Origin of the sequence: Indioceanicola profundi, from assembly GCF_003568845.1 — a bacterium.
Lineage (GTDB): Bacteria > Pseudomonadota > Alphaproteobacteria > Azospirillales > Azospirillaceae > Indioceanicola > Indioceanicola profundi.
In genome coordinates this window covers 317,132-342,593 of record NZ_CP030126.1, presented here as the reverse complement: position 1 = coordinate 342,593, position 25,462 = coordinate 317,132, and the positions used below count along the sequence as shown (strand labels likewise).

At 67.4% G+C, this 25,462-nt stretch carries 19 protein-coding genes and 1 other RNA gene; 13 read left to right on the top strand and 7 right to left on the bottom strand.

What is annotated here, in order from left to right; genetic code table 11:
• Window positions 1-362: 362 nt before the first annotated feature.
• On the bottom strand, window positions 363-2,366 hold the full coding sequence (gene tkt / locus DOL89_RS01625) for a transketolase (protein WP_119677581.1): 2,004 nt from the start codon (window positions 2,364-2,366) through the stop codon (window positions 363-365).
• A 302-nt stretch (window positions 2,367-2,668) separates the two neighbouring features.
• Between tkt and DOL89_RS01620 the strand changes: the two genes are divergently transcribed.
• From DOL89_RS01620 to DOL89_RS01585, 8 genes are all read left to right on the top strand, one after another.
• Window positions 2,669-3,847: an ABC transporter permease gene (locus tag DOL89_RS01620; RefSeq protein WP_119677580.1), complete on the top strand. Its 1,179-nt coding sequence runs from the start codon at window positions 2,669-2,671 to the stop codon at window positions 3,845-3,847.
• A 7-nt stretch (window positions 3,848-3,854) separates the two neighbouring features.
• Window positions 3,855-4,991, top strand: a complete 1,137-nt coding sequence (locus tag DOL89_RS01615) for an ABC transporter permease (protein ID WP_119677579.1) — start codon at window positions 3,855-3,857, stop codon at window positions 4,989-4,991.
• Window positions 4,991-5,938: an ABC transporter ATP-binding protein gene (locus DOL89_RS01610; RefSeq protein WP_119677578.1), complete on the top strand. Its 948-nt coding sequence runs from the start codon at window positions 4,991-4,993 to the stop codon at window positions 5,936-5,938. Before DOL89_RS01615 ends, DOL89_RS01610 begins: the two co-directional genes overlap by 1 nt.
• Window positions 5,939-6,064: 126 nt before the next feature.
• Window positions 6,065-6,316, top strand: a complete 252-nt coding sequence (locus DOL89_RS01605; RefSeq protein WP_119677577.1) for a hypothetical protein — start codon at window positions 6,065-6,067, stop codon at window positions 6,314-6,316.
• Window positions 6,317-6,328: 12 nt separating this feature from the next.
• Complete coding sequence (locus DOL89_RS01600; RefSeq protein WP_225889950.1) at window positions 6,329-6,667, top strand: cell division protein ZapA; 339 nt, start codon at window positions 6,329-6,331, stop codon at window positions 6,665-6,667.
• A gap of 14 nt (window positions 6,668-6,681) precedes the next feature.
• Window positions 6,682-6,841, top strand: a non-coding RNA gene (gene ssrS, locus DOL89_RS01595) — 6S RNA.
• An 88-nt stretch (window positions 6,842-6,929) separates the two neighbouring features.
• A complete protein-coding gene (locus DOL89_RS01590) occupies window positions 6,930-7,562 on the top strand; it encodes a 5-formyltetrahydrofolate cyclo-ligase (protein ID WP_225889855.1) in 633 nt (210 codons plus the stop codon).
• A gap of 109 nt (window positions 7,563-7,671) precedes the next feature.
• Window positions 7,672-8,511 (top strand): TIGR00282 family metallophosphoesterase, encoded by an 840-nt coding sequence (locus DOL89_RS01585; RefSeq protein ID WP_119677575.1) that lies wholly within the window; start codon window positions 7,672-7,674, stop codon window positions 8,509-8,511.
• Between the two features lie 177 nt (window positions 8,512-8,688).
• Here DOL89_RS01585 and DOL89_RS01580 read toward each other — a convergent pair whose 3' ends face one another.
• Both DOL89_RS01580 and efp read right to left on the bottom strand, forming a co-directional pair.
• Window positions 8,689-9,513, bottom strand: coding sequence for an inositol monophosphatase family protein (locus DOL89_RS01580; protein WP_119677574.1), 825 nt, complete (start codon window positions 9,511-9,513; stop codon window positions 8,689-8,691).
• 162 nt (window positions 9,514-9,675) lie between these two features.
• Complete coding sequence (gene efp, locus DOL89_RS01575) at window positions 9,676-10,242, bottom strand: elongation factor P (RefSeq protein ID WP_119677573.1); 567 nt, start codon at window positions 10,240-10,242, stop codon at window positions 9,676-9,678.
• A gap of 208 nt (window positions 10,243-10,450) precedes the next feature.
• Here efp and DOL89_RS01570 point away from each other — a divergent pair, with 208 nt between their 5' ends.
• Both DOL89_RS01570 and DOL89_RS01565 read left to right on the top strand, forming a co-directional pair.
• On the top strand, window positions 10,451-11,941 hold the full coding sequence (locus DOL89_RS01570) for an amidohydrolase (RefSeq protein WP_119677572.1): 1,491 nt from the start codon (window positions 10,451-10,453) through the stop codon (window positions 11,939-11,941).
• The gene (locus DOL89_RS01565; protein WP_119677571.1) at window positions 11,938-13,251 is read left to right on the top strand and encodes an amidohydrolase family protein; all 1,314 of its coding nucleotides are present in this window, start codon (window positions 11,938-11,940) and stop codon (window positions 13,249-13,251) included. The genes DOL89_RS01570 and DOL89_RS01565 overlap by 4 nt, the downstream gene beginning before the upstream one ends.
• Before the next feature lie 45 nt (window positions 13,252-13,296).
• On the opposite strand, the gene DOL89_RS01560 is transcribed toward DOL89_RS01565, so the two are convergent.
• On the bottom strand, window positions 13,297-14,322 hold the full coding sequence (locus DOL89_RS01560) for a YcjF family protein (RefSeq protein WP_119677570.1): 1,026 nt from the start codon (window positions 14,320-14,322) through the stop codon (window positions 13,297-13,299).
• Entirely contained in the window at window positions 14,319-15,749 is a 1,431-nt protein-coding gene (locus DOL89_RS01555; RefSeq protein ID WP_119677569.1) for a YcjX family GTP-binding protein, read from the bottom strand. Before DOL89_RS01555 ends, DOL89_RS01560 begins: the two co-directional genes overlap by 4 nt.
• A 249-nt stretch (window positions 15,750-15,998) precedes the next feature.
• Here DOL89_RS01555 and DOL89_RS01550 point away from each other — a divergent pair, with 249 nt between their 5' ends.
• The 3 genes from DOL89_RS01550 to DOL89_RS01540 all read left to right on the top strand — a co-directional run bounded on the left by DOL89_RS01550 (window position 15,999) and on the right by DOL89_RS01540 (window position 22,799).
• Window positions 15,999-18,938 carry an EAL domain-containing protein gene (locus DOL89_RS01550; RefSeq protein ID WP_119677568.1) on the top strand — a complete coding sequence of 980 codons (2,940 nt, stop codon included), beginning with the start codon at window positions 15,999-16,001 and terminating at the stop codon, window positions 18,936-18,938.
• A gap of 219 nt (window positions 18,939-19,157) precedes the next feature.
• Window positions 19,158-21,380: a DUF1302 domain-containing protein gene (locus DOL89_RS01545; RefSeq protein WP_162937266.1), complete on the top strand. Its 2,223-nt coding sequence runs from the start codon at window positions 19,158-19,160 to the stop codon at window positions 21,378-21,380.
• Between the two features lie 72 nt (window positions 21,381-21,452).
• Window positions 21,453-22,799, top strand: coding sequence for a DUF1329 domain-containing protein (locus tag DOL89_RS01540; protein WP_119677566.1), 1,347 nt, complete (start codon window positions 21,453-21,455; stop codon window positions 22,797-22,799).
• Window positions 22,800-22,945: 146 nt separating this feature from the next.
• On the opposite strand, the gene DOL89_RS01535 is transcribed toward DOL89_RS01540, so the two are convergent.
• Together DOL89_RS01535 and DOL89_RS01530 are read right to left on the bottom strand one after the other, a co-directional pair.
• Window positions 22,946-24,808 carry an autotransporter outer membrane beta-barrel domain-containing protein gene (locus tag DOL89_RS01535; RefSeq protein WP_119677565.1) on the bottom strand — a complete coding sequence of 621 codons (1,863 nt, stop codon included), beginning with the start codon at window positions 24,806-24,808 and terminating at the stop codon, window positions 22,946-22,948.
• Window positions 24,809-24,994: 186 nt separating this feature from the next.
• Complete coding sequence (locus DOL89_RS01530) at window positions 24,995-25,375, bottom strand: c-type cytochrome (protein ID WP_119680170.1); 381 nt, start codon at window positions 25,373-25,375, stop codon at window positions 24,995-24,997.
• Window positions 25,376-25,462: the final 87 nt, after the last annotated feature.

The window sequence follows — 25,462 nt, the reverse complement described above, 5'->3', positions numbered from 1 at the left end:
CCAGGGCGGATTAGCGCGGCGCGCCCGGTGGAGCAAGGGGTGCAATCGCCTAAAAGGGTCGTATGCAGCGCATAGCCCTTTGGATAGGCGGCTGAGGAAAGCTGTTGCGGTTCAGGCGGATGGCAGGACGCGCCCCGGCCCCGGCTTCCATCAGCAAGGGGTGAGACTAATCAGCGCAACGGGGGTCGGCGTGAGCGCGGTACCTGTGAGTCGCCTTGGGTGTCTGCCGTTGGCGACGACCGGCTCGGGGTGAGGCTGGTCAGCGGATCACCCTTGGCGCTGTGATGCCGTTGCACACTGCCGGGCTTCATCCTCACCCTGAGCTTGTCGAAGGGCGAGGGTGAACACACCGGAGCCCCAGCTTACAGCCGATCCCGCGCGGCCTGGGCCACGGCGTCGGCGGTGATGCCGAAGTGCTTGTAGAGCTCCTGGTACGGGCCGGACTCGCCGAAGCCGGGCATGCCGATGAAGGCCCCGTTGTCGCCGATCCAGCGGTCCCAGCCGAAGCGCACCATGGCCTCGACGCCGACGCGCACCGTGCCCTCGCCCAGCACCGCCTTGCGGTACTCGGCCGGTTGCTCGGAGAACAGCTCCCAGGACGGCATGGAGATGACGGCGGTGCCGACCCCCTCGCCTTCCAGCACGTCACGGGCGGCAACCGCGATCTCCACCTCCGACCCGGTGGCCAGCAGGGTCACCTTGCGCGGGCCGGCGGATGCCTCCCGCAGGACATAGGCGCCCTTGGCGGTCAGGTTCTCGTCGGTGTGCTCGGTACGCAGCGTGGCGAGACCCTGGCGGGTCAGCGCCATGACGCTGGGCCGGGTCTTCTGGTGCAGCGCCACCTGCCAGGCCTCGGCCGCCTCCACCGCGTCGGCGGGGCGGAAGACCAGCAGGTTCGGGATGGCGCGCAGTGCCGCCATATGCTCCACCGGCTGGTGCGTCGGGCCGTCCTCGCCGAGGCCGATGGAGTCGTGGGTCATCACATAGACGACCCGCTGCTTCATCAGCGCCGACAGGCGGATCGCCGGGCGGCAGTAGTCGCTGAAGGTCAGGAATGTGCCGCTGAAGGGCACCACGCCGCCATGCAGCGCCATGCCGTTCATGGCCGCGGCCATGCCGTGCTCGCGCACGCCATAATGAATGTAGCGGCCGGACCAGTTGTCCTTCTGGATGGACTGGGCGCCCTTGGTGCGGGTGTTGTTGGAGCCGGTGAGATCGGCGGAGCCGCCGACCATTTCATCGAAGGCCGGAACCAGCGCGTCCAGCGCGTTGCCGGAGGACTGGCGGGTGGCCAGCTTCGGCTTCTCTGCGCTGACCTTCCTCTTCAGCTCCAGGATCGCCTCGTCGGCGGCCTTCGGCACATCGCCGGCCAGGGCGGCCTTGAAGGCCAGCCGCTTGTCGGAGCGGGCCAGACGCTTCACCCAGGCATCCGCCTCGCCGGCGCCCTTGTGGCCGATGGTGCGCCAAGCGTTGAGGATGTTCTCCGGAATGACGAAGGGCTCGTCCGTCCAGGCAAGATGCTCGCGCGCGGCCTCGATCTCCGCCATGCCCAGCGGCGAGCCGTGGCAGCCGGCGTTGTTGCACTTGTTCGGCGCGCCATAGCCGATGATGGTGCGGCAGGCGATCAGGCTCGGCGCATCCGTGGTCTTGGCGTATTCGATGGCGGAGGCGATCTGCGCCGGGTCGTGCCCATCGATCTCCCTGACGTCCCAGCCATAGGCGCGGAAGCGCGCCGGCGTGTCGTCGGTGAAGGAGAGGTTGGTCGGGCCGTCGATGCTGATCTTGTTGTCGTCCCAGAGCACGATCAGCTTGGACAGGTTCAGGTGGCCGGCGAGGCTGGCGGCCTCATGGCTGATGCCTTCCTGCAGATCGCCGTCGGACGCGATGACATAGGTGAAGTGGTCCACCAGCTCGTCGCCGAAGCGGGCATTCAGGATGCGCTCCCCCATCGCCATGCCGACGGCGGTGGAGATGCCCTGGCCCAGCGGGCCGGTGGTGGTCTCGATGCCCTTGGCGAGGCCGTATTCCGGATGACCCGCGGTCCTGGAGCCGATCTGGCGGAAGCGCCGCAGCTCGTCCACCGTCATGTCCTCATAGCCCGTCAGATAGAGCAGGCTGTAGAGCAGCATGGAGCCGTGACCGGCGGACAGCACGAAGCGGTCGCGGTCAGCCCAGTCCGGACGCTTGGCGTCGAACTTCAGGAACTTGGAGAACAGCACGGTCGCCACATCCGCCATGCCCATCGGCATGCCGGGGTGGCCGGACTTCGCGGCCTCCACCGCATCCATGGACAGGACGCGGATGGCATTGGCCATCTGCTTGTGGGGGACGCCTTCGATGAGATCGGACTGCGCAGGCGACGACATGGGGCAACGGCCTTTCGGGACTGACCCCGTCCGGACGGCCCTGGGGCCCCGGACGGTAGGGTTTTCGGTCGGGTCCCGTATACGCGGCGGCGCAGGCGGGCACCCGGATACGACAAAAGCCGGGCGGCCAACCCGTTCCCGGATGACCCCCGCTGAAGTGGCCGCACCTTGCCCATCCGCGAGCGCGCGCGTCAAGCACCGCCCCGGCATGGCGGGGCCGCGCCGAACATGGGCCGTGCCATCCCCGGTTGACAGAGGGCCTCACCGGCTATAGCCCAAACCGGATGGAACGGGAGGACGGGATGGCCGATTGCGCGATGGAGGGAACGGCGGAGGTTCGACGCCCCGTTCCGGCGCGTGCCGGGCACAACCGCCCCGGACCCATCCGGCGCATCCGTCTGTTCGGCCTCTTCGCCTGGCTCGGACTGGTGGAGTATCTCCGCTCCGCGCTGATGATCCTCATGAACCTGACCTTTCCCTGGTTCATGCTGCTGCTCCTGCTTCCCTTCGCCGTCGGCGCCGGGCCGGGCGACGCCCCCGAGGTGCGTATCTCAAGGATCGCCGAAGGACCCGACGATGCGGCCGACACAAGGTTACGCGCGGCATTCCGGGAAATCGAATGGCTGCATTCCCGCCGCCATACGGAGGAGAAGGCCCGCCACGCTTTCGACAACGGGATGCTGGATGCCATGGGTGTTCTGCAGCCCGCGCCGCAGGATGCCGGCACGAATGCGCCGCCGGTTGTCGAAATCCAGGTCCGGAACCCGGACGATCCGCTCTGGCCGGTTCTTGAGGCGCGGCTCGAATCGCCGGCCCCGTCCTTGTCGGAGCCCCGGCCGATCCTGCTGGCCCCGGTGGCGCTGCGCGACGACGGCCCTCGTCCCGCGCCCTATGCCGGTTTCTTCGCGATCCTTCTCGCTTTCACCATGATGGGCGTGGCGGTGCAGGTCCTGACCGACCGCACCGACAACTGGACCCCGTTCCTTCGCGTCGCTCCCGTGTCGCCGGCCCTCGCCCTTTCGGGACTGGCCGGCGGACGGCTGCTGATCTCCCTGATCTCCATCATCTACCAATGGTACGTGATCGACTGGACCATCGGCTGGCCGGCAGCGATGAGCATGCCGGCCGTGCTTCTGGCATTGGGTCTGGGCTTTGCGCTGGCGCTGATCCTGGGCACGGCCTATGCGCTGGCCCTGCCGTCCTGGCACGGCGCCAAGGACAGCGCGCCCCAGGCGGTCTGGTTGCTGGTGCTGGGCCTGCCGCTGTTCTGGTCGCCCGGCGACATAGCCTGGGCACAGGCCCTGGCGCTGGCGAACCCCCTGATGCCGCTGCTCGATCTGCTGCGGGCCGGCTTCGGGGCGGAGCCGATGCTGCTGGCCCCGCCCGCGGCCGGAGCTTTCGCCTCGGTCTGGATTCTGGCCGGGCTGCTGCTCCTGACCTGGGCCGGACGCCGCGCCTTCAGGCCCGGCCGGCGGAGTTGAGGGCGCGATGATCCACCGCATCCGGTTCTTCGCCGTCCTGCTGCGCGCCTTCCTGCTGCACCGGCTGCGTGAGCGCCAGACCCGCATCAGCCTGCTGCTGCTGCCCGTCTTCGCCTTTCTCGGCATCGGCGCCTACAAGCTGCTCATCTTCGGCGATGTGGACCTTCTCCCCGAGTTGACCCGGCCGAGCTACGAGACCGTGCTGGTCGATGCGGGCGGCGCCTATCCCGGGCTGGGGTTCGGGACCGAGGAGGCGTTGCGGCGCATTGGACGCGATCCCCGCTTCACCGTCACCATCTTCCCCTCCGACCCCGGCGATGCGCCGCTGCACGACCGGGAGGCGGATCTTATCGTGGCCGTCCGGGACGGGCGGGTGCATGTGGCATCCGCCACCGCCCATCTCGCCACTGCCGACCTGCTGCGCGATCTGCTGCTGCACGGCGGCGGAGAGTCCAAAGCGAGCATGGCCTCGCCGTCGGAGGCTCGCTACGACGTCCGTTTCGTGCCGGCGGACATCGTCAGCGCCAGCGGAATGATCACCCTGCTGCCCTTCTATTTCGTTCTGATGCTGGCGGGGAGCTGCGGCAGCACCGGCGCCGCCGCCTTTGTCGCCGACCAGCGCAAGGGGATGCTGCGGCACTTCCTGCTGACGCCCGTGGGGCAGACCGGCCTGATCTCCGCGAACGCCCTGGCCGTCGCGGTGCTGGCCCTGCTCCAGAGCTTCGTGCTGCTGGCTGTTGTGGCTGTCTATGGCGAGGTGCCGCGGATCGACCTTGCGGCCTTCACCGCTTCGATGGCGGCGGGGGCCGCCCTGCTGACGGCGCTGGGTTTTGCCGCCCAGTCCTTCAAGCCGGCGGAGAACGCTTCCGGCGGCGGGCTGCTGATGATAACGGCGATGATCCTCAGCATGTTCGGCATGCAGTACATGATGCTGGCGGAACCGGACGGGGAGGTCGCCTGGATGCTGCTGGCGAACCCGTTCGGAGCGCTGATGGATCTCGTGCGCCAGGCACTGACCGGGGGGGCGGCGTTCAACCCCGCCTGGATGTCCTATGCGGTGGTCGGGGGCTGGACGGTGCTGGCGGGCGGCATCGCCGCCGGCCGCTTCGCCTATGCGCTGGAACCGGACTGGACGCGGCGCTGATGGGGGCGGAAGGGATGCGGGACGGGATGATCGTCGTCGAGGGGCTGCGCAAGAGCTATGGCGCAACCCTGGCCGTGAACGGCATGGACCTGCGGGTCGAGCCGGGGGAGGTCGTCGGCCTGCTGGGTCCGAACGGGGCCGGCAAGACCACGACCATGGAGATCCTGGAAGGGCTGCGCCGGCCCGATGGCGGAACGGCGCGCGTGCTGGGCCGCGACGTCCAGAGCGGGCTGGAGCCGGTGCGCGACCGCATCGGCGTGGTGCTTCAGTCCGGCAGCATCCTGGAGCGCGCCACGGTGGGCGAACTGACCCGGCTTTATGGCCTGATGTACCAGCGCGCCCTTCCTGCCCGCGAGTTGCTGGAGCGGGTCGGGCTGGCGGACAAGGGCAAGTCCCTGGCCGGCAGCCTGTCCGGCGGCCAGAAGCAACGGCTGGCCATGGTGCTGGCCCTGATCGGCGATCCCGACCTTCTGTTCCTGGACGAGCCGACGGCGAACCTGGACCCGCAGGGCCGCGCCCTGTTGTGGGACATGGTGCGGGAGCGCACGCTGGGCACCGGCCGCGCCGCCCTGCTGACCACCCATTCCATGGAGGAGGCGCAGGCGCTCTGCTCCCGCGTGGCGATCATGGACAAGGGACGGCTGCTGGCGATGGACAGCCCCTCCGCCCTGGTCAACCAGCACTGTCCCGGCGCGACCGTGACGTTCGAGACCGACCAGGACTCCCCGGAGGAGCTGTTCCAGGCCATCGACGGCTTCTCCGGGATCGAGCGGGCCGGCGACGGGCGGCGGGTCAGCCTGTCCGGCCCGCGGCTGGAGCCGATGCTGGCCGCCTTGATGTCCCGACAGCAGCAGACGGGTTTCCCGATCGGGAATCTGTCCGTGGAACGCTTCACCCTGGCCGATGTCTTCCTGAAGCTGACCGGCCGCGACCTGCGGGATGAATAAGGTGGTAAAGAAGCTCCGGAAGAGGTGGTTTGGCGCAGACCCTCGCCGTTGACGCGGGCCCTGCCCCGAACCTACTGTTCGGCACCGCACCAATGCGGCTGATTGGTGGCTGATTCGCAGGAGCCGATGGACGGGGACCGACTGAAATCCGCGCTCGACCGCCTGGACGTGGCGATTCTGCGCCTGGGCCGGGCCGTGGATGAGCGGGTGGCGCGGGAGGCGGCATCCTCCGACGCGGACGGCGCCGCGCGCCAAGCACTGGAACAGGCGCTGGCCGAGGCCCGCGAGGGGGAACGCCGCGCCAAGGAACAGGCCGCCGAACTCGGCGTCCGCTTGGATCAGGCCATCGACAGGCTTCGCGTCGTTCTGGAGGATTGAGAATTGGCCCGTGTGGATATCAGCCTGAACGGCCGCGCCTATGTGCTGGCCTGCGAGGACGGGCAGGAGGCGCGGCTGCATGAGCTGGCCGGCCTGGTGAACGACCGGCTGACCGGAATTGCGGCGGGCGTCGCCGGGGCCAGCGAGGCGCAGCTTCTGGTGCTGACCACGCTTGTCATGGCGGATGAGATCGACGAGATGCGGCGCGAGCTGGAGCTGCTGCGCAAGACCCGCGAGCTGGCCGTCCCGGACCCCGCGGTGAAGGCCGCGGAGGAGGAGCGGGCGGCCTCCGCCGTGGATACTTTGGCAAAACGCATCGAGGACATTGCCCAACGCCTCGAGCGTGCCTAGATTGGTGGTCGGAAGGTTGGCTGCGCGGTGCGTCAGGTCGCATCATCCCCGGGGCCGATAACCCATCCCTTTGGGAGCTGTCCCTGCCGGCACCCTGGTGTCGGTATATGGCGCCCACCTGCTTGAGGCAGGCCGCGAGGGATAAGCACATACCAACGGCCAAGTGGCTGCCTTCCACCCTTTTCTTCCCTGGCCGCCGCCCCCCACGGGCGTCACGTGGGCGTCACGCTCCGCCGGGACCGTAGAGCCGCCGCGGAACGCAATGATGAAGCCCGCCAACGATACAGGCCCCGTGCCCGCCGGCCCGGACGGCGATGACGACATCGCCGCCGTGAAGCAGGCTGCCCGGCGCGCGGCCATGCAGGCGCGGGCCGCCATCGATCCGGCGGGCGCCGCCGAGGCCCTGATCGCCCATTTCGACCAAGCCTTCCCTGATCTCGCCCCCGGCACCATGGTGTCCGGCTACTGGCCGCGCACGGATGAGCTGGACCTCCGCCCCCTGCTGCGCCATCTCGCGGCGCGCGGCATGCGCACCTGCCTGCCCGTGGTGGCGGGGCGCGGCTGGCCGCTGCTGTTCCGGCTGTGGCGGGAGGGGCACCCGCTGGTCCCCGGCGCCTTCAAGGTGATGGAGCCGATGCAGGAAGCGCCGATCGTGCGCCCCGAGCTGGTGCTGGTGCCGCTGCTGGCCTGGGACAGGCGCGGCATGCGGCTGGGCTACGGCGCCGGCTTCTACGACCGCACCCTGGCCGCCCTGCGGGAAGACGGCCCGGTGCTGGCGGTGGGAGCGGCCTATGACGGCCAGCAGATGGACCGGGTCCCCACCGATCCCTACGACCAGCCGCTGGACATGATGCTGACCGAGCGGGGCGTGGTGAGGTTTTCGCCGGCCCCGTAGGTCGGATCAAGCGTGCGGCAATGATCCGACATTCCGCGACCGCTCTGCACAGCCTCGTCGGATCGGCGCTACGCTTGATCCGACCTACGTATGCGTACAAGGACTGATAATGCGACTTCTTTTTCTGGGTGACATTGTGGGCCGCAGCGGGCGGGAGGGGCTTCTGCGCCATCTGCCGGAGTTGCAGCAGCGTCTTTCCCCCGATTTCGTCGTGATCAATGGGGAAAATGCGGCGGGCGGCTTCGGCATCACCGAGAAGATCGCCAACGAATTCTTCGCCGCCGGCGTCGACTGCATCACCACCGGCAACCATGTCTGGGACCAGAAGGAACTGCTGGGCCAGATCGACCGCATTCCCAACCTGATCCGGCCGATCAACTATCCGGAAGGCACGCCCGGCCGCGGCTATACCGTGCTGCCCAGCAAGAACGGCCGTTACAAGGTGCTGGTCATGAACGCCATGGCGCGGGTGTTCATGGACCCGCTGGACGACCCGTTCCCCGCTATCGAGCGGGTGGTGAAGGTGCATCGGCTGGGTGGGCCGATGATGGGGCCGAACGGCGTGCACGCTGCCATCCTGGACTTCCACGGGGAAGCCACCTCGGAAAAGATGATCATGGGCCATGTGCTGGACGGGCGGGTCAGCCTGGTCGTCGGCACCCATAGCCACATCCCCACCGCCGACCTTCAGATCCTGTCCGGCGGCACCGCCTATCAGAGCGACGCCGGCATGTGCGGCGACTATGACAGCGTCATCGGGATGAAGAAGGAATCGGCCATCCACAAGATGACCCGCAAGACCCCCGGCGAGCGCTTCACCCCGGCGGAGAACGACGCCACCGTCACTGTCTGCGGCATCTTTGTGGAAACCGACGACCGCACCGGCCTTGCCAAGCGGGCCGAACCGGTGCGCGTCGGCGGCCGGCTGAAGCAGGCGATGCCGGAATAGGGGTATCCGGCTGCGTCGTCGGGTTCTGAGCAGGGGCTTCGTCCTTCGACAGGCTCAGGACGAGGGTGGAGATGGTGGGGTGAGGAGCCGGCGCTGTCGCCCGACACCAACCACCCGCGCTTTCCTCACCCTGACCCTGTCGAAGAGTGAACCCGAAGGAGCACGGGCCGCCCAGACTTACCCCTGCGCCTGCGGGGTCGCCTTCGGCTTCACCGCATTGTGCAGGATGGTCTGCAAGGGGCCGTGCAGGAGCGGGTTGGCGGCCAGGATGCTGGCCCCGGACAGATGGCCCTTATGGCCGGAGATTTCCGACACGAAGCCGCCGGCCTCGGTCACCAGCAGGGTGCCGGCGGCGATGTCCCAGGGCTTCAGGTCCTTTTCCCAGAACCCGTCGAAGCGGCCAGCCGCCACATAGGCCAGATCGAGGGACGCGGCGCCCCAGCGGCGGATACCGGAAACCTGGCCGGCAAGAGCCTGGAGCTGGGCCATGAACGTGCCCATGTCGCCATGGCCCTTGAAGGGAATGCCCGTGGCGATCAGCGCGTCGGCCATGGTGCGGCGGGCCGACACGCGCAGGCGCTGATGGTTCAGGAAGGCGCCCGCCCCCTTCTCCGCCCAGAACAGCTCGTCGCGCACCGGCTCGTACACCAGGCCGGCGATGATCTCCCCGTCCCGCTCCAGCGCGATGGAGATGGCGAAGTGCGGCAGGCCGTGCAGGAAATTGGTGGTGCCGTCCAGCGGATCGACGATCCAGCGGTGGGACTTGTCCGATCCCTCGATCGTGCCGCCCTCTTCCATCAGGAAGCCGAAGGCGGGACGGGCCTTCTGCAGCTCCTCGCGCACCATGCGCTCGGCCTTGCGGTCGGCGGCGGAGACGAAGTCCGCCGGACCCTTGCGGGAGACCTGAAGCTGCTCGACTTCGCCGAAGTCGCGCACCAGGGCGCGGCCTGCCTTCTCGGCGGCCTTCGCCATGACATTGAGTACGGCCGAACGGGCAGCCATGGGCGGTCTCCTTCACGGATTTTCAAGAACAATGGCGCCCGTCCCCTGACAGGCACCGCGGACAGCGGACAACAGTCGAAAACACAAAAGGCACCCGGCGGAAAAGAGAAGGGCGCCCGCCGATAGGGCGGGCGCCGCGCTTCCGCTCGGGTCCTGGCCGGATCAGTCCTTGGCGCGTTCCAGATAGGAGCCGTCCTCGGTGTTGACCACGATGCGGGTGCCGGACTCGATGTGCGGCGGAACCAGGACGCGGACGCCATTCTCCAGCAGGGCCGGCTTGTAGGAGGAGGAGGCGGTCTGCCCCTTCACCACCGGATCGGCCTCGGTGATCATCAGCGTCACGGTCTGCGGCAGCTCGACCGAGAGCGGGGCGCCCTCGAAGCTCTGCACCTGCACTTCCATGCCGTCGTTCAGGAACACCTTGCCCTCGCCGATCACGTCGCCGGGGATCTGCACCTGCTCGTACGACTCCTTGTCCATGAAGGTGTACATGTCGCCGTCGGCGAACAGGAAGGTCATCTCATGCTCGTCAAGCCGGGCGCGCTCGACCGTCTCCTGGGTGCGGAAGCGCTCGATATTCTTGGTGCCGGTCCGCACATCCTTCATTTCCAACTGGATGAAGGCGCCGCCCTTGCCGGGCTGCACGATCTGGGTACCGGTGATCACCCACAGCTTGCCGTTATGCTCAAGGATGTGCCCCTTGCGCATGGTGTTCGCATTGACCTTCATGACACGTAATTTCCTAAGGTGGACTCGAGCGGCGCGGACCCTACCAGCATCGCCCAGAACAGGCAATGTCACGCGTGCGCAGCCCCGTCCGGCGTCCGGCGGGATTGAAACGGCTTCCGCCACAAGGCTTGCCCCGGCCATCCCGATCAGCCCATGATGTCCTTCCAGTTCAAACGGTTAATAAATTTCCACACGGAACAGGGTGGACATGAAGAGACAGAAACTGAGGGCCGGCCCGATCGCGGCGGCCCTGATGGGGCTGGCCGTGCTGGCCCCCGCGGCGGCCCAGCCGCAAGCGCAGGCCGCGTTGCTTCCGGGTCTGGACCCGACCCAGAACAGCGATCCCTTCCCCAGCACCTACCGGCCCCTTCCCTCGGTCACCACCGCCATCACCGGGGCCACCGTGCTGACCGGCACCGGCGAGGATGAGATCCAGGGCGCCACGGTGCTGATGCAGGACGGCAGGATCGTCGCCGTGGGAACCGATGTGGCGGTTCCGCCGGACGCCACCGTGATCGACGCCAAGGGCAAGTGGGTGACGCCGGGCATCATCGACGCCCATTCCCATCTGGGCGTCTATCCCTCCCCCTCCCTGCAGCCGCATTCCGACGGCAATGAGATGACCAGCCCGAACACGCCGGGCGTCTGGTCGGAGCATTCGGTGTGGCCGCAGGATGCCGGCTTCACCCGGGCGCTGGCGGGCGGCGTGACCTCGCTGATGGTGCTGCCGGGCTCGGCGAACCTGTTCGGCGGCCGCACGGTGGTGCTGAAGAACCTGCCGGCCCGCACCATGCAGGCCATGAAGTTCCCCGGCGCGCCCTATGGCCTGAAAATGGCCTGCGGCGAGAACCCGAAGCGGGTCTATGGCGGCAAGGGCCAGCCCCCCGCCACCCGCATGGGCAATGTGAAGGGCTATCGCGAGGCCTGGATCGGCGGGCAGGAGTACCGGGCCAAGTGGGACCGCTACCGCGCCGATCTCGCCAAGTACGACCGCGACCTGGAGGAGTGGCGCGGCAAGCCGGAGGCCGACCGCGGGCCGGAGCCGTCCCGGCCGGAACCGCCGACCCGCGACCTGGACAATGAGACGCTGGCCGGCGTGCTGGCGGGCGAGATTTCGGTGCAGAACCACTGCTACCGCGCCGACGAGATGGCGGTCATGGCCGACATCGCCGACGAGTTCGGCTTCAAGATCACCATGTTCCATCATGCCTCGGAGGCCTACAAGATCGCCGACCTGCTGGCGAAGCGGGATATCTGCGTCGCGACCTGGGCCGAATGGTGGGGCTTCAAGATGGAGTCCTATGACGGCATCGAGGAGAATGCGGCCCTGCTGCACAGCAAAGGCGTCTGCACGGTCATTCATTCCGATGACGAAACGATCATCCAGCGCCTGAACCAGGAGGCCGCCATCGCCATGGCCGCCGGTCGTCGCATGGGTATCGAGATCGACCGTGGCGACGCCATCACCTGGATCACCCGGAACCCGGCCAGGGCCATCGGAGTCCTGGACCGGACCGGCACGCTGGAGCCCGGCAAGATGGCGGACGTGGTGATCTGGAACACCGATCCCTTCAGCGTCTACGCCGTGGCGGAGCGGGTCTATATCGACGGCGGTATCGCCTATGACCGTTTCGACCCGAAATACAGGCCGCAGACCGACTTCGAGCTTGGCCAGGCGGGCAAGGAGGCCCGGCGATGACAACCCGCATCACCCACACCCTCGCCGCCGCCCTGCTGGGGTTCAGCGCGCTGACCTCGGCCGGTTCAGCGCTGGCCGAGACCATCGCCGTCACAGGCGCCCGCATCCTGACGATGGGGCCGGCTGGCGAGATCGCCAGCGGCACTGTCGTCGCTACCGACGGGAAGATCACCGCCGTGGGCGCCGATGTGCAGGTTCCGTCCGGAGCCCGGATCATCGACGGCGCCGGACGGATCGTGACGCCGGGCATCATCGCCGCGAACAGCACCCTGTCCGGGGTCGAGGTTTCGGCCCATGACGCGGCGGAGGATCTGTCTGCCGCCGACCCGGACCTGTCCGCCGCCTTCGACGTGCAGTACGGGTTGAACCCGAACAGTACCCTGATCCCCATCGCCCGCACCGGCGGCGTCACCCGCGCCATCGTCACGCCGGAGCTGCCAGGCGGGGACGAGGCGCATGGCATCGTCTTCGCCGGTCAGGCCGCGGCTATCCACCTCGCTCCCGGCTACGAGCTTCTGATGAAGCCGGGGGTGGCGATGGTTCTCGCCCTGGGAGAGGATGCGACGGAGCGGTCCGGCGGCACGCGCGGAACCGCCCTTCTGGCCCTGAAAGGGGCGCTGGAGGAGGCGCGCGCCTATCATGAGGACCCGGACGCCTATGAGGAGGGGGAGAGCCGCCCCTACCGTCAGTCCCGCGCCGACCTCAAGGCGCTGGGTTCCGTGATCCGCGGGGAGCAGCCGCTGCTGATCCGGGTCCATCGTGCCGCGGACATCCTGCAGGTGCTCCGGCTGGCCGAGGAGGAGCGGGTCCGGATCATCCTGGAAGGGGCTGAGGAGGCCTGGATGGTGGCCGACCGGATCGCTGCGGCCAAGGTCCCGGTGGTCGTGAACACGCTGGCCAACCTTCCTGCCCACTTCGAGACCCTGGGCGCCACGCTGGAGAATGCGGCGAAGCTGCATGCGGCGGGCGTCACCGTCGCCATCCAGGGCAGCCGCGCCGGCCACTATGCCCGCCAGACCCGGTACAATGCCGGCAACGCCGTGGCACAGGGCATGCCCCCTGCGGCGGCGCTGGCCGCAATCACCATCAACCCGGCGCGCATCTTCGGCCTGGACAAGCAGGTCGGCAGCATCGAACCGGGCAAGGAGGCCGATCTGGTAGTCTGGTCCGGCGATCCGCTGGAAATCTCCAGCCAGCCGGAGGCGGTGTTCATCAAGGGCGTGGAGACGCCGCTGGAGACCCGCGGCCGGGCCCTGGCGGAGCGGTACCGCAATCTCGACCCCGACGGCTATCCGCCGGCCTATCGGTAGCCGGTCGGTCGCTGTGTCGGACGGGTCGTCAGCCCGTCCGGCGCACTACAGCACGTCCTTCGGCAGCCGCAGCAGTTCCTTCCGGATTTCGGCCAGCCTGGGACGGCGCTGTTCGGAGAAGGGCAGCGGACGGCAAAGATGCATCGCCGTCAGGCCGATCCGGGCGGTCAACAAGCCGTTGATCATACCCTGCCCCAGCCTTGCGGAAATCGAAGCGGCCAGCGTGCCGCCCAGCGCATCCGCCACCAGCGTGTCGGACGCATCCGCTACGCCGGCCACACCGATATTCTCCGCCATGCGCCGCACCAGCCGGGCCGAGCCGATCAGACCGGGACGGGCCGCATAGAGGGTGGCGATTTCCCGCACCAGCCTCATGTTGCGCCAGAGCACGATGGCCGCATCAAGCAGGGCGGCAGGGCTGAGGGCGGTTGCGATGCCGACATCGCGGCTGGCATTCATGACCAGCCGGTAGGCCGCCCGGTCCAACGGGGAGAGCAGCGTGCGCTCCGCCAGGTCCAGCACCTCCCGGTCGTCATGGGCGTCGTTCAGGCTGGCGCGCAACTCCGCATCCGCCTTGGCCAGTTCCGGCCGGCCGGAATAGAGCCCCTGCACCCGGCGGAGCAGAGGCTCCGCCCCGCCATGCCCGCCCTTGGAGCGGAGCATCGCCGCATCCAGCCGCAGGGCGTCCACCTTGCGCAAACGGGCGAAGGTCCGCCATTCCCGCCCGGCCAGCACGCCGAGGCTGGCGACCGCGATACCCGCCAGCCCGGACAGCGCCCCGCCCAGCACGGGCGAGAAGGCGAAGGCGCGGGACACCATGTCCACCGTATCGAAGCCGATGGCCGTTGCGACCAGCAGGGCGACCGACCCGGCGAACACCTTGGCGGCGCGCAGCCGGCCCTTGCGGCGCTTCGGCGGCGGCAGCACCTCTCCCTGGAGCGGCCCGGCATCGTCAAGCTCCACCGGGGCGGGAACAGCGCGGGCCGGGTCGAACTCCATTGGCGGAATCCAGCCGGGCGGCCTGTCTCCACCGGGGCCGTTCTCAGCGGTCTTGGTGCGGCGGTCGCTCATGCCAGTCGGTCCCCGATCAGGAACTGCAACGCCCGGTCCAGGCGGATATTGGCCAGACCCCTTCCGTCCTGGCCCAGGCCGGCGGGCGGCGCGAAACGGGTGAAGTTGAAGCGCCCCTCCCCCACCGGGCCGATTTCCCGATGGCTGGGCGGAATCTCGCCGGGGAAGAGGACGGTCGGCGTCGTGCGTCCCACCGGCGTGCCCTGGACGCAGGCCAGCTTCTGGCCCTGATAGTCGGTCAGCACGGTTTCGGTCGATTTGACGCTGGCGAGGGCCATGGTTTCCACATCCGCCCCTGCGAAGCGCGCGGCCGACAGCGGCGTCGCCAGAAAGCTTTCCAACAGGCTCTTCAGGTTTCCGTGCTGGCTGGATGCCACATGGTCGGCCTTGGTGGCCGCGAACAGAACCCGGTCGATGCGCGCCCCGCCGAGAAAGTTCAGCCAGCCTGATCGGCCGTGGCGGAAGCTTTCCATCGTGGCGGAGAGGGAGCGCTCCAGATCGTCGAGGCCCGGCGCCCCCGCATTGAGGGCGGAAAGGACGTCCACCAGCACGACCTGCCGGTCCAGGCGGGCGAAATGATCGCGGTAGAAGCGTCGGACCACGCTGTCCTTGTACCCCTCGAACCGCTCCGCCATCAGTGCGGCCAGCGAGCCGTGGCGGGGACGTTCCGCCCCAGGCATGGGACAGAATGTCAGGATGGGCGCCCCCTCCATCTCGCCGGGCTCGACGAAGCGGCCGGGTTGGATCAGGCTCAGCCCCACGTCGCTGGCGCGGCAGTCCTTCAGATAGTCGGTATAGAGTGCCGAAAGCCGGCGTGCCGTGGCCTCGTCAGCCGTATGATCCGGGTCCACCGCGTCCAGCACCTCCCGCCAGCGCCGGGACAGCGAATCGCGCGGGGGCCGGGCCGCCAGATCCAGCATGGTCCGCGACCAGCCGGCGAATTCCTGCTCCAGCATGGGCAGGTCCAGCAGCCATTCGCCGGGATAGTCGATGATGTCCAGCGTGCAGGTGGCGACGCCGCCCAGCCGGCGGCGCACCAGCCCGCCGGGACGGAAGCGGAGATCGATGCGGATTTCGCTGATCGCCTTGGTCTCCCGCGGCCAGGCCGGGGGATTGCTGGTCATCTCGGCTAGCCGACCTTCATAATCGAAGCGCGGAATGGCGGGATCGGGCTGCGGCCGCAGGCGGCTGGCGATGAACCGCCCCTGGGAGACCACGTCCAGGAAAGGCAGCCTTCCGCCCCCGCCCTGTCCCGCCGCCAGCAAATTGTTCAGCAGCGAGGTGACGAATACCGTCTTGCCAGACCGGCGCAGGCCGGTGACGCCCAGCCGGATCTGCCCGCCCGCGAGGCGGGCCGCCACCTGGGCCAGCCCGTCGGCTGCCCGAAGCCCCGCATCCCCGATCTCACCGAACCAGCCGCGTGCCACGCCCCCTCCGATCCCTCTACGCTCCTACCGAATTCCGCGATGCCATAACAGTCGGACTTGGATGTGAGGACCGTTGTGCAACATCGGCACGGATTAACATTCCTAACGCATTAATCGGATTGTCATGACAAAAACGGTAGTGGCACAGTAAATTGATTAGACCACGGCGCGAAGGGTCGCACGCGGAATGAAGGGATCTCCCCTGGGCGTTACCGCTTTCGAGCGGGCGCACGCATGGAACGGGTTGTGATGACCATGGTCGAGCCGCCTGCGAAGCTGCTGGTGCCCGGGGACGCCTCCATGGCCGTCGCCCGGAAGGGCAGCGTGCGTGAGACAGTCGCCCATCATGGCGCGCCGACAACCACCATGATCCCCCTCCGCAAGCGGTTGAGCTTCAAGCAGGCCCGTAACACGGCGCTGCTGACCCTGGTTCTGGGCTTCTTCCTGTCCTCCGCCCAGATCGCCATCGACCTGCTGGACATGGAGCGGCAGACCGACCAGCTCGTGGAGCAGGTGCTGAAGACCCTGCGCGAACCGGCGGCGGAAGCGGCGTACGCCTTCGACCAAGCGCTGGCGGAGCGCGTGCTGACGGGTCTGTTCGAATACCGGCCGGTCTTCCGCGCGGTGATCCTGGAGGATTTCGGCAACCAGCTCGCCATCATGGAGCGCCCGCAGGTGGAAGGCGGGCTGAAGTGGCTGGCGGAGGTTCTGCTGCCGCAGGAGAAGACCTTCTCCATCCCGCTGGTCATCGAGCGGCACAGCCAGAATGTCGGGGAACTGCGGGTCAGCGTCGACCGCTACATGATCGCGCTGGACTTCTTCCGCCGCGCCGGCGTGGTGCTGGGCACGGGCGCGGCCTGGACGGTGTCTCTGGCGCTGATCCTGGTGGTGATGTTCTACGTGTCCATCACCAAGCCGTTCCTGCGCATGTCGACCGCCATCGCGGAGGTGGACCCCGCCAACCCCGCCGGAAAGCCGGTCACTGTGCCGTCCCAGCATGCGGATGACGAGCTGGGGCTTCTGGCCAAGACCACCAACGACCTGCTGATGCAGTTCGATCGGTCGCTGCACGACCGGGAGCGTGCGGAAGGCGCACTGCGTGAGCGCGAAACGCGCCTGTCCGGCATCATGGACAATGTCGCGGACGGCATCATCACGCTGGATGAGGACCTCCGCATCGAGACCATGAATACCGCTGCGCTGGAGCTGTTCGCCTACGGCCCCGGCGAAGCGGTTGGACAGCCCTTCGTAACCCTGATCGAGGAGCGGGACTGGACCCGGGTGGCGATGGCGCTGATGGCCTGCCTGCGCCGCACGGCGGAGGATCGCCGCCGGGAATCCCGCGCCGAAATCCAGGGCAAGCGCAAGACCGGCGATGTCTTCGCCATGGCTTTCGGCGTCAGCCAGATGCGTCTTGGCGACCGCCGCACCGCCATCTGCGTGGTGCAGGACATCACCCAGCGCAAGCGCGCCGAGCATGCCCTGCGGGAAAGCGAGGAGCGGCTGAAGCTCGCCGTGCGGGCGACCCGCTCGGGCGTGTTCGACAGCAACTTCGTCAAGGGCACCTACTGGTGGAGCCCCGAATTCATCGAGATGCTGGGATACGACGCGGCCGAGGCGATGAACGCCAACGTGCTGATGGAAGCGATCCTGCATCCGGACGACCGGAACTCCGTGCTGGCCCACACGGAGAAGTACCTGTCCGGCGATGTCGGCGACTATCTGGCGCTCTACCGTCTGCGCCACCGCGACGGAAGCTGGGTGTGGATCGAGGCCCGCGGGCAGGCGATCCGGGACGATCAAGGCAAGCCGGTCCGCTTCACCGGCACCATGACCGACGTGTCCGACCGCAAGCGGTTCGAGGAGCAGCTGATGTATGTCAGCACCCACGACCCGCTGACCGGCCTTCCCAACCGCACGCTGGTGCAGGACCGGTTGCAGCAGGCCGTGGCCGCGGCCGGGCGCAAGGGCACCTGGGTGGCTGTGCTGCTTCTGGACCTGGATCGCTTCAAGCTGGTCAATGACAGCCTGGGGCATCAGATCGGCGACAAGCTGCTCCGCGCCATGGCGCAGCGCCTTTCCACCACCTCCCGCCCGTCCGACACCATCGGCCGGCTGGGGGCGGACGAGTTCATGATGGTGCTGGAGGATCTGTCGGAACCGCAGATGGCCGCCCGCATCGCCGAGACCATCCTGGTCGGCATGTCCCGCCCCTTCAGCATCGACGGCCACCAGCTCTTCATCAGCACCTCGATCGGCATCGCGCTGTTCCCTGGCGATGCGGTGGACATCAACGCTTTGATGCGCGATGCCGATACGGCCATGCACAACGTCAAGGCCTCCGGCGGCAATGGCTACCGCTTCTTCACGCCGGAGATGAACGAGGCCGCCGTGGCCCGCCTGTCGCTGGAGCACTCGCTCCGCGAGGCCCTGGACCAGGACCAGTTCTTCCTGCACTACCAACCCAAGATCGACCTGGAAACCATGGAGGCGGTAGGCGCGGAGGCGCTGATCCGCTGGAACCACCCGGAACTCGGGCTGGTGTCCCCGGCCAAGTTCATCCCCGTCGCGGAGGAAACCGGCCTGATCATCCAGGTCGGCGACTATGTCATGCGGCAGGCCCTGTCCCAGATCCGGGAATGGCAGGCACGCGGCTTCGAGCCGATGCCGGTGGCGGTGAATGTGAGCGTGCGCCAGATCACCTCCAGCGATTTCGGCCAGCGCGTCCGGGCCTTGCTGGATGAATACGGCGTCTCGCCGGAACTGCTTGAGCTGGAGATCACCGAGACGGCGATGATGTCCAACCTGGCCTACATCGTCGACGCCCTGAACGACCTGCGCGATGTCGGCATCCGTATCGCCATCGACGATTTCGGAACCGGCTATTCCTCCCTTTCCTACCTGCGGAAACTGCCGATCACGACGCTGAAGGTGGACCGCTCCTTCGTGTCGGAAGCGACGACGAACGCCGACACGGCCGCTATCGCCGCCACCATCATCGCCATGGGGCGGCAGCTCGGCCTGCAGGTCGTGGCGGAGGGGATCGAGACGGCGGACCAGTTGGAATTCCTGCGTCATCACAGGTGCGACCTGCTGCAGGGCTATTATTTCAGCCGGCCGCTGCCGCCGGCCGATCTGGAGGACCGGTTCATGCGCCGGATCGGCGTCCCGGCCGCTGCTATTTCCTAAACTCGGTATGGTTATAGTCCGCGGAAGCGGCTATGATTTCCCGTGGCATTTTTGCCAACGGTAGCGGCGAAGCTGCGCCCGTTGCCCCGGCCGGTGCAATGGGCCATTGACGCAACCGAATGGTACCCCTTACTGCTGAGTCTTGAAACGTCTGGGCTGCCGAAGTGCCGCTGGAGCAGCGGCGGAGCCCAAGAAGAAACGTTGAACGAGGAGGAACGCATGTCATCATCCCTTACGCCACAGGTGCGCCTGAATCGCCGGATCCTGGCCGGCGCGAGCGCCGTGGCGTTGCTGGCGCCCCTGTTCGCGGCGGGCTCCGCCCACGCTATCTCGTTCAACCGCGGCGACCTGTCCGGCAGCTTCGACACGACGCTGACCCTGGGCGCCTTGTTCCGCGTGCAGGATCGCGATCCCGATCTGGTCGGCGTGGCCAATGGCGGGCGTCAGCACTCGATCAACGGCGACAACGGAAACCTGAACTACGATAAGGGTCTGGTTTCCCTGGCCGGTCGCGCCACCCATGAGCTGACGCTGAATTACGGCAATGTCGGCGCCTTCGTGCGCGGCACCTACTTCCTCGACCTCGTCAATGTGAAGCGCGACAGCGACAGCTTCGGTCGGACTGGCGCGTTCCCGCTGTCGGACCAGGCCATCGAGCGCGTCGGCAAAGATTTCGACCTGCTGGACGCCATGGTCTATGGCGGCTGGGCCATCGGCGACGCCAGCTTCCTGAATGTCCGCCTGGGCAATCAGGTGCTGAGCTGGGGTGAGAGCACCTTCATCGCCAACGGCATCAATACCATCAACCCGGTCGACGTCTCCGCCCTGCGCCTTCCCGGCGCGGAGCTAAAGGAGGCCTTCGTTCCGGTGCCGATCGCCGATGTCAGCTTCAGCGTCAACGAGAACTTCTCGGTCGAAGCCTTCTATCAGTTCAAGTGGGACCAGACGGAGCCGGAGGCGGCGAACACCTATTTCAGCACCTCCGACGCGGGCAGCCCTGGTGCAGACCACCTGTTCATCGGCTTCGGCAACTATCTCTTCACCGACACCCGCGGCCAGGGCGCGGTGCCGGCCGGCAACGTCTTCCCGGAGGAACTCTATCCGAACCCGGCGCTGGACCCGTTCCGCGGCACGCAGTCCCTGACGCCGTTCGGCACCGTGGTGCCGCGGCTTGAGGACGATCTGCCGAAGGATCAGGGCCAGTATGGTTTCGCCGCCCGCTACTTCGCCCCCGAGCTGGGCGATACCGAGTTCGGCGCCTACTACATCAACTATCACTCCCGCCTTCCGGTGCTGAGCAGCATCCTGGGCACCCTGACCGAGTTCCAGGCCAGCCCGAGCACCTTCACGGAGGCGAGCGGCTACCGGATCGAGTATCCGGAGGACATCCAGCTTCTGGGCCTGTCCTTCAATACCACCATTCCCGGCGGCATCTCCCTGCAGGGCGAATACAGCTACCGCATGGACCAGCCGCTGCAGCTCGACGATGTGGAGCTGCTGCAGGCCACGCTGGCCGCCCCGACCATCGTGGGCAGCATCACCCAGGGTCAGGCAGCCGGTTCCGCCGCTGGTCAGACGGTGGCAGAGGCCCAGCTTGTCGCCGGCCTCCAGGCGGCAGGGCTAATTCCGGCAGGCGTAACCTTCGGCCAGATTCCGGCAGCGCAGCTCGCGATCATCGATGCCGCTCTCCAGGGCGGCGCCCTGGGGACCCCCACCTCCATTGCCGCCATCCAGGCTCAGGGCCGGGCGGCCGGTGCGCTTCAGGGTGGCAACACGGCCGCGGCCCAGGTCGCGGGGCTGTTCAATACCAACCAGATCATCCAGAAGATCGCGCGGGAACGCGGTGTCGGCCTGATCCCGACCGATGCGGCCGGGGCGAGCGCCTATGTCGCCCAGAACTACTTCGGTCAGCGTATCCAGGGGTGGGAGCTGTTCGACGTTTCCCAGTTCCAGATGACCGCCACCAAGGCCTTCAGCCGGTTCCTGGGTGCGGACCAGTGGGTGCTCGTGGGCGAAGCCGGCTTCACCTACGTCCACGACATGCCGGACGGCAGCGTGCTGCGGCTGGAGGGGCCGGGCACAGTGGTCGGCGGCAATCCGTTCTTCCTGGGTCGCGGCGGCATGCCCGAAGTGGCGACCGACGGCTTCGCCACGGAATTCAGCTGGGGTTACCGCGTAGCGGCGCGCTTCGACTACCTGAACGCCTTCTCCGGCGTGAATCTGTTCCCCTCGATCAGCTTCGCGCATGACGTCCAGGGCACGACGCCGACACCGCTGGGCAACTTCATCGAGGATCGCATGGCGCTCGGTCTCGGCCTGCGCGCGGTTCTGCGCGAGTCCATCACCATGGACCTGAACTACTCCTCCTTCTTCGGCGGGGGTGAGAACAACCTGATCAGCGATCGCGACTTCGTCTCCGTCAGCTTCAAGTACTTCTTCTGATCGCAGGATCGGGCGCACTTGGCCTGAAAAGACGTACAGCAGAACAATAATCGCGAAACAGGAGGAAACCCCATGATGCGCATGAAGGCCGCCCTGATGGGCGGCGCCCTGGCGCTGAGTCTGGTCCTGCCGGCGGCAGCCCAGGACCACACCGCCGCCGACCTCGGCAAGACCCTGACGCCCATGGGCGCGATCAAGGCCGCCAATGCCGACGGCACCATTCCGGAATGGGCCGGCGGCATCACCCAGCCGCCGGCCGGCTACGATCCGTCGAAGCAGCACATCGATCCGTTCACGGACGACAAGCTCCAGTTCACGATCAACGCCCAGAACATGGACCAGTACGCCGACAAGCTGCCGGAAGGCTTGAAGGCGATGTTCAAGACCTATCCCGAAACCTACAAGATGAACGTCTACCCGACGCGCCGCAGCGCGTCGTTCCCGGCCCATGTCTATGACGCCACCATCGCCAATGCGCAGTCGGCGCAGCTGGCGCCGGGCGGCAACGGCGTGCTGAACGCGAAGACCGGCACCCCCTTCCCCGTGCCGAAGAGCGGCATCGAGGTGGTCTGGAACCATCTGCTGCGCTATGGCGGGGAGAATGTGTTCCGGCAGTACGGTCAGGCCAATCCCCAGGCCGACGGCTCGTACACGATGATTTCCATTACCGAGAAGATCAAATATCTCTACGGCCGCCCGCAGGGGCCGGAGGGCAATACCGCGATCTACTTCCTTCAGGAAGTGACCGCGCCGGCCCGTCTCGCCGGTGAAATCCTGCTGGTCCACGACACCATCAACCAGATTGCGGAACCACGGTCGGCCTGGACCTATAATCCCGGCCAGCGCCGCGTCCGCCGCGCGCCCAACGTCGCCTATGACAACCCCGGCACGGCGTCGGACGGCCTCCGCACCTCCGACCAGCTCGGAATGTATAACGGCGCGCCGGACCGCTACGACTGGACCCTGGTGGGCCGGCAGGAGATGTACGTGCCGTACAACTCCTACAAGCTGCACAGCGCGGACGTCACCTACAACGAGATCATCAAGCCGAAGCATATCAACCAGGATCTCGCCCGGTACGAGCTGCACCGGGTCTGGGTGGTCGAGGGCAACCTGAAGCAGGGCACCAGCCACGTCTACGCCAAGCGCCGGTTCTACATCGACGAGGATAGCTGGCAGATCCTGGTGGCCGACCACTACGACGCCCGCGGCCAGATGTGGCGCGTGGCCGAGAACCACAACATCAACTACTACAACGTCCCGACCACCGGCGGCACGCTGGAGTGCATCTACGACCTCCAGGTCGGCCGGTACACCTGCAATGGCTTCGACAACCAGGAAGCTCCGTACCGTTACGACATGGAGTTCTCCGCCGGCGACTTCTCGCCGGACTCGCTCCGCCGCGCCGGCGTGCGCTGACCGCAGCCGAACGCCAAGGGCCGGCCGGGAAACCGGCCGGCCCTTTTTCTTTCAGCCCCACAGACGCGAACGCCCCGGACGGCAGGACCGCCCGGGGCGCTGCTTTTCCGCAAGGCGCCCGGCTTGCTTCCGGGCGACTTGCGCCGTCAGTAGGTGACCCGGATGCGGGCAGTGAAGGCGTGGTCGTCGCCATTGCCGCCGGAGACGGCCCCACGGTAGCCGACGGCGGCCATCAGGCCGTCCGACGCCTCCACGGCCAGCCCTGCGCCGACCACGGCCCGGTCGCGGTCGCCCGCCCCCGCCACGCTACGCACCACATCGCCGCCCGGCAGGATCGCGCGGACCTCCCGGTCATCATTGTAGAACTCATGCTCCCAGGCGAGTTCCAGGCTGGGAACGATGGCAAGGGCATCGCTGCCGAAGCGGCCCGACGCCTGCACGCCCAATTTGCCTTCGAAGGACTCGGCCTCCATCCGGCCGACCTCCAGCGCCAGCGGGCCGGCCTGATCCTCCTGGTACCCGTCCATCTCCACCCTGGCGTACCGCAGCTCCGCCAGCGGGCCGAAGCCGAAGCTGCCGACGCCAAAGCTGTAGCCGGTGGTGAAGCCGACGCCATAGGTGTGGGCGTTGGTATCGCCCTCTCCCACCGGGAGCGGCGCGAAACCGGTGGAGCGCGAGACGCCGAGGTCGTCGAAGCTGTAGCCCATGAAGGCATCGGCCCAGAGCCCGCCGGTCGCCATGGTGGCGTAGGCGGTCAGACCGTAGCTCTTCGTGTCGATGGTGCCGGCGCCGTCATCCAGGTCCATCTCGCCATCGCCATAGCTGGCGGCGAGGCCGACGGTAAGATGCTGGTCGATCTGGTAATCCAGCCCGAGGCCGGCGTTCCAGGCATCCTGCTCATAGCCGAGCTGGCCGTCGAACGCATCGCTGTCCGCCGTCGCCCAGGTACCGAAGGTGTAGATGCCCCAACGGGCATCGGCCCCGGCCTGCACCGCCTGGATACCGACATTGTTGCTGCCCGTCCTGGCGCCCGCCATGCGGCCAGCGATGGCGTCGGTTCCCAGCTCGAACATGCTGAGGCTGAGCTGCGTCGCCGCGGCCAGAGCCTGCGGGCCGACCAGAGAGGTCACCATAGAGCCGTTCGCGAACTGCGCGATAAGGCGATGGGCCGCGCTGGTCGGGTGAACCGGGTCGAAGAAGACCGACCCCTGCAGGCCGGCTTCCGTGGCGCAGGCCCCGGTCGCGACCAGAACATCCGCCGCATTCGGCACGTAGCAGGGAACCGTCACATTGCTGAAGCCATAGACTTCCGGCCGGGCCAGCTGGTCCCGGAACAGGGTTTCGATGTCCACGATCACGACCGTGGCGCCGCTGGCCCGCAGGTTCTGCGCCACTCCGCTCATGGCGGCGGCATGCAGGGAGGAGAGCTGGTTGGCGCTATTGCGGGCGTCGGCCCCTGCCCCGGAGGTGGCCGGAATCTGTCCGAGCGGCGGCAGGTTGAACAGCAGGAAGTTCTGCGCTCCTGCGGCCCGCAACCGGCCGGCCTGCGTGCCCACGGAGGTCGCGACGCCGGTGATCGTGGCCGTCGCCTGGGCCGTCGACGGCGCGGTGGGCGATTCGAGAAGGGCGAGATAGTCGTTGCCCCCGATCCACAGCGCGAAGAGCTGGTCGCGGGCAATGGTCGGGCCGCCGGCGAGATAGGCATCGACCTGCGCGGTCAGATCGATGGGTAGGGTCCGGATGGAGCGGGCCCCGCCGAAGGCGCGGCTGGTGGCCGGAATGCCGGTGATATCGTCGAAATAATCGACCCAGACGCCGCCTGCGCTGGTGAAGCGGCCATCCACATAGGGCGCGCCGGGAAACAAGCCGAGCGGAACGAGATTGCCCGTATCGCTGAGACTGTCGCCGAAAACCGTGGTGGACGAGAAATCGAGCTGTTGCCCCATGGCCGGCATGGCGGCGGCCAACATGGTGGCGAGCGCGGTGGTGCCAAGAATCTGGCGGATCATAGGTTGAGATTCCCTCCCGATGCGGGGTGTTCCGTCACCCCTGTGTTTCACGCTCAGCCTAGCCGAGTCCGGATGGGGCGGGAAGGGAATGTATGAAGGAAAAATGACAGGTCGGACTGGTCCGGCCCCAATGAAAAGGCCGGGCACGCTTCCGCGCCCGGCCCGTCACGCATCAATGCGGACTGCTTACTTCGTCGCCTGCTCGAGATAGGCGATGACGTTGTCCAGATCTTCCTGCTTCTTCAGTCCGGCAAAGGCCATGCGGTTGCCCTTGATATAGCCCTTCGGGTCCTTCAGGTACTCGTGCAGGGTCTCATTGCTCCAGACCACATCGCTGCTGGCCATTGCGTCGGAATACTTGAAGCCTTCCGCGCCGCCGGCCTTGCGGCCGAACAGACCGTGCAGATTCGGGCCGACCTTGTGCGGACCGCCGGCTTCCACCGTATGGCAGGCCTTGCAACGGTTGAAGACCTTCTCGCCGGCGGCAGCGTCCTGAGCGGCGGCGGGCGCGGCCATGAAAAGACCGGCGGCAATCACCGGAAGGCAGAACGCGATGGACTTACGCATGGTGGCGAACCCCACTTCTGTTGGTGCGGAATTTTCGGGGACCGAGGCTACGCACCCCTACAGCTCACGTCAATGAACACCCGTTGC

Bases quoted from the DNA above. Each gene is read 5' to 3' on its own strand.
- tkt (WP_119677581.1), bottom strand. From the start codon at position 2,366: ATGTCGTCGCCTGCGCAGTCCGATCTCATCGAAGGCGTCCCCCACAAG.
- DOL89_RS01620 (WP_119677580.1), top strand. From the start codon at position 2,669: ATGGCCGATTGCGCGATGGAGGGAACGGCGGAGGTTCGACGCCCCGTT.
- DOL89_RS01615 (WP_119677579.1), top strand. From the start codon at position 3,855: ATGATCCACCGCATCCGGTTCTTCGCCGTCCTGCTGCGCGCCTTCCTG.
- DOL89_RS01610 (WP_119677578.1), top strand. From the start codon at position 4,991: ATGGGGGCGGAAGGGATGCGGGACGGGATGATCGTCGTCGAGGGGCTG.
- DOL89_RS01605 (WP_119677577.1), top strand. From the start codon at position 6,065: ATGGACGGGGACCGACTGAAATCCGCGCTCGACCGCCTGGACGTGGCG.
- DOL89_RS01590 (WP_225889855.1), top strand. From the start codon at position 6,930: ATGATGAAGCCCGCCAACGATACAGGCCCCGTGCCCGCCGGCCCGGAC.
- DOL89_RS01585 (WP_119677575.1), top strand. From the start codon at position 7,672: ATGCGACTTCTTTTTCTGGGTGACATTGTGGGCCGCAGCGGGCGGGAG.
- DOL89_RS01580 (WP_119677574.1), bottom strand. From the start codon at position 9,513: ATGGCTGCCCGTTCGGCCGTACTCAATGTCATGGCGAAGGCCGCCGAG.
- efp (WP_119677573.1), bottom strand. From the start codon at position 10,242: ATGAAGGTCAATGCGAACACCATGCGCAAGGGGCACATCCTTGAGCAT.
- DOL89_RS01570 (WP_119677572.1), top strand. From the start codon at position 10,451: ATGAAGAGACAGAAACTGAGGGCCGGCCCGATCGCGGCGGCCCTGATG.
- DOL89_RS01565 (WP_119677571.1), top strand. From the start codon at position 11,938: ATGACAACCCGCATCACCCACACCCTCGCCGCCGCCCTGCTGGGGTTC.
- DOL89_RS01560 (WP_119677570.1), bottom strand. From the start codon at position 14,322: ATGAGCGACCGCCGCACCAAGACCGCTGAGAACGGCCCCGGTGGAGAC.
- DOL89_RS01550 (WP_119677568.1), top strand. From the start codon at position 15,999: ATGACCATGGTCGAGCCGCCTGCGAAGCTGCTGGTGCCCGGGGACGCC.
- DOL89_RS01545 (WP_162937266.1), top strand. From the start codon at position 19,158: ATGTCATCATCCCTTACGCCACAGGTGCGCCTGAATCGCCGGATCCTG.
- DOL89_RS01540 (WP_119677566.1), top strand. From the start codon at position 21,453: ATGATGCGCATGAAGGCCGCCCTGATGGGCGGCGCCCTGGCGCTGAGT.
- DOL89_RS01535 (WP_119677565.1), bottom strand. From the start codon at position 24,808: ATGATCCGCCAGATTCTTGGCACCACCGCGCTCGCCACCATGTTGGCC.
- DOL89_RS01530 (WP_119680170.1), bottom strand. From the start codon at position 25,375: ATGCGTAAGTCCATCGCGTTCTGCCTTCCGGTGATTGCCGCCGGTCTT.